At 64.8% G+C, this 3,431-nt stretch carries 4 protein-coding genes; 2 read left to right on the top strand and 2 right to left on the bottom strand.

Features of this window, described 5'->3' with window-relative positions; genetic code table 11:
* Together argS and EOD07_RS27330 are read right to left on the bottom strand one after the other, a co-directional pair.
* The coding region (argS, locus tag EOD07_RS27335; RefSeq protein WP_127237612.1) for an arginine--tRNA ligase at positions 1 to 874 on the bottom strand (874 nt) is incomplete at its 3' end.
* A gap of 61 nt (positions 875 to 935) precedes the next feature.
* Positions 936 to 2,165 (bottom strand): deoxyguanosinetriphosphate triphosphohydrolase, encoded by a 1,230-nt coding sequence (locus EOD07_RS27330; RefSeq protein WP_127237611.1) that lies wholly within the window; start codon positions 2,163 to 2,165, stop codon positions 936 to 938.
* Positions 2,166 to 2,235: 70 nt separating this feature from the next.
* Between EOD07_RS27330 and erpA the strand changes: the two genes are divergently transcribed.
* Entirely contained in the window at positions 2,236 to 2,583 is a 348-nt protein-coding gene (gene erpA / locus EOD07_RS27325) for an iron-sulfur cluster insertion protein ErpA (protein WP_071031975.1), read from the top strand.
* Between the two features lie 165 nt (positions 2,584 to 2,748).
* A partial coding sequence (gene xth, locus EOD07_RS27320) for an exodeoxyribonuclease III (RefSeq protein WP_127237610.1) occupies positions 2,749 to 3,431 on the top strand: 683 nt, incomplete at its 3' end.

Raw genomic sequence — 3,431 nt, 5'->3', positions numbered from 1 at the left:
GCGTGCCCTTGTAGATATGCCCTTTCAGCGTCAGGTCGGCGATCGCCGCGCGGATCTTCCTGGCGTTGTCGGCATGCAGCGTGCGCTCGGAGAAGAACACGTCGTGATGCACGTTGAGCAGCGCCAGGTCCTCGCGGATCATCGCCATCATCGCATCGACGGTGCGATCCTTGACGATCGCCAGCGCTTCGTCTTCCGGCATCTCCAGCAGGCCGAGGCCGAACTCCTCGGCCAGCGCCTGGCCGACGGGAACCAGATAGTCGCCCGGATAAAGCCCGGGCGGGATCTCGCCGATGGCTTCGCCAAGCGCCTCGCGGTAGCGCAGGAAGGCTGAGCGGCCGAGCACGTCGATCTGCGAACCGGCGTCGTTGATGACATATTCCTTGGTCACGTCGTAGCCGGCGAAGGCCATCAGATTGGCGAGCGTGTCGCCGACCACGGCGCCGCGGCAATGGCCGACATGCATGGGGCCGGTCGGGTTGGCCGAGACATATTCGACGTTGGCCTTGCGGCCGCCGCCGATGGTCGAACGGCCATAATTGCGTCCCTCGCCGAGCAACGCCGACAGATGCGCGTGCCAGAACGCGTCCTTGAGCCTGAGATTGACGAAGCCGGGCCCAGCGATCTCGGCCGAGGCGATATCGGCGTCGCCCCGCAGCGCTTCGGCGAGTTTCTCGGCAAGCGCGCGCGGGTTCTGCCCGGTGGGCTTGGCCAGCACCATCGCCGCGTTGGTGGCGAGGTCGCCATGGCTGGCGTCGCGCGGCGGCTCGACCGCGATGCGCGACAGGTCGAGCGCGGCCCCTTCCTTGTCCTTCAGGTCAAGGGCTTCGACGGCCTTTACGATCCGCGCGTTGAAATCGGCGAAGATATTCATTGGAAGTGCTCTGGGCTTTAAGAGGCGACCGGCCCAACGGCCGGCAAAATCGAGGCTCGCCCTAGCCCAAATCGGGCGTATGGTCAAACAGACGCCGATGTTCCTTCAAGGCATAGGTGTCCGTCATGCCGGCCAGGAAGTCGGCGACGCTGCGCGCCTTGATGCGGTCCTCGGCCCGGTCGAGCCCTTCGCGCCAGCCATCCGGCATGGCGCGCGGATCGGCGAAATAGACGTCGAACAGCTCGCGCACGATGCGCTCGGCGTCGGCCCGCACCCGCATCACTTCCGGATGCCGGTAAAGATGCTTGTAGAGGAAAGCCTTCAATTCCTTTTCGGCCGCGGCCATGCCTGTCGAGAACGTCACCAGGGTCTCGCCCGCCGCCCGCACCGCATCGGCGCTGTCCGGCTTCAGGCGTTCGATATTGGCGGTGGTCGACGCGATGACATCCTCGACCATCAGCGTGATCTGCCGGCGCATCAGTTCGTGGCCGGTGCGCACATCGTCGAGCTGAGGGTACTTGGCACGCACGCCCTTCAGGATCGAGCCAGGCAGGCCGACTTCCCCCAACATGTCCAGCGTCAGCAGGCCGGCACGCAGCCCGTCGTCGATGTCATGGGTGTTGTAGGCGATGTCGTCGGCGATCGCGGCGCATTGCGCCTCGATGCCGGCGAAGCGGTCGAGCTCCAGGTCGTGCAGTTCGGAATAGTCGCGGATCGCTTGCGGCACCGGACCCTTGAGCCCCTTCCCGCTCGCATCGGTCAACGGGCCGTTATGCTTGACCAGCCCTTCCAGCGTTTCCCAGGTGAGGTTCAGCCCGTCGAATTCGGCATAGCGCCGCTCGAGCCGCGTCACCACGCGCAGCGACTGCGCGTTGTGATCGAAGCCGCCCCAGGCCGCCATCTTCTCGTTGAGCGCGTCCTCGCCGGTATGGCCGAAGGGCGTGTGGCCGAAATCGTGGACAAGAGCCACGGCCTCGGCGAGGTCCTCGTCGCCGCGCAATGCCCGCGCCAGCGCGCGGGCGATCTGCGCCACCTCGATCGAATGCGTCAGCCGGGTGCGATAATGGTCGCCCTCATGCGCGACGAAAACCTGCGTCTTGTGCTTCAGCCGACGAAAGGCGGTGGAATGGATGATGCGGTCGCGATCACGCTGGAACGGCGTTCGGGTCGGGCTTTCCGGCTCGTCGAACAGGCGGCCGCGCGAGCGCGCCGGGTCGCTCGCGTAAGCCGCGCGCGGCCGATCGCCGAATCCGATGTCGCCGAGAGCATCCTTGCCCTGCCGCTCGTCCATTGATCCACCAGTTGACTTGGCCACGCCCGCTTCATACCTATCATGTGAAACTGAAAGCAAGGTGACGCCGATGGGCGCGGATGCCAAGACTGCCATGAAGGTCGAAATGACCGACGCCGCGGCAAAGCGGATCGCCAGGATCGTCGCCGGCGAACCGGGCAAGACCGCTCTGCGCGTTTCCGTCGAAGGCGGCGGCTGCTCCGGCTTTTCCTACAAATTCGATCTCGTCGCAGATGCGAATGATGACGATGTCGCCATCGAGAAGGACGGCGCGACCATCCTGATCGACGATCTGTCGCTGGTCTATATGGGCGGCTCGGTGATCGACTTCGTCGATGATTTGATGGGCCAGTCCTTCCAGATCAGGAACCCGAACGCGGTCGCCTCCTGCGGCTGCGGCACCAGCTTCTCCATCTGATCGGCTGCAACTTCGCAGGCCCATGACCGGCGCAGACCGGGTAGCGCATGGCTGCGTCGGCTGACTATTGGCAGGAATGCAACCGGACGCCCTTTCTAAAGAGCCGTACAGGCAATACGATCCGCTGCGTCGAACGCCCTCCGACCGAACAGCATCGAGGCCTGCATGAAGATCGTCACCTGGAACATCAACGGCGTTCGCGCCCGCATCGGCAACCTCACCCACTGGTTGACCGAAAGCGCGCCCGACATCGTATGCCTGCAGGAGATCAAGACGGTCGACGACCAGTTCCCGCGCGCCGAGATCGAGGCGCTGGGCTATAATGTCGAGACCAACGGCCAGAAGAGCTTCAACGGCGTCGCGATCCTGTCGAAGCTTCGTTTCGACGAGGTCAACCGCGGCCTGCCGGGCGACGATGCGGACGACCATGCCCGCTTCATCGAAGGCGTCTTTTCGACCGACCAGGGCGCCCTGCGCGTCGCTTCGCTTTATCTGCCCAACGGCAACCCGGTCGATGACGAGCGGAAATTTTCCTATAAATTGGCCTGGATGGCGCGGCTGGAGCGCTGGGCGGAAGAGCGCCTGCGGCTCGAGGAAGCGCTGGTGCTGGCCGGCGACTACAACGTCATTCCGGAGCCCGCCGACGCCCGCTTTCCCGAAAACTGGCTGGGCGACGCGCTGTTCCAGCCGCAGACGAGGCAGGCCTTCCGCCGGCTGAAGAATCTCGGCTTCACCGAGGCGGTGCGCTCGGTGACGGACTCGGCTGGCGTCTACACCTTTTGGGATTACCAGGCCGGCGCCTGGCAAAAGAACAACGGCATCCGCATCGACCACCTGCTGCTCTCGCC

The organism is Mesorhizobium sp. M2C.T.Ca.TU.002.02.1.1, from assembly GCF_003997225.1.
The sequence above is the reverse complement of the archived record's forward strand: the minus strand, read 5'-3'. Positions and strand labels throughout refer to the sequence as shown.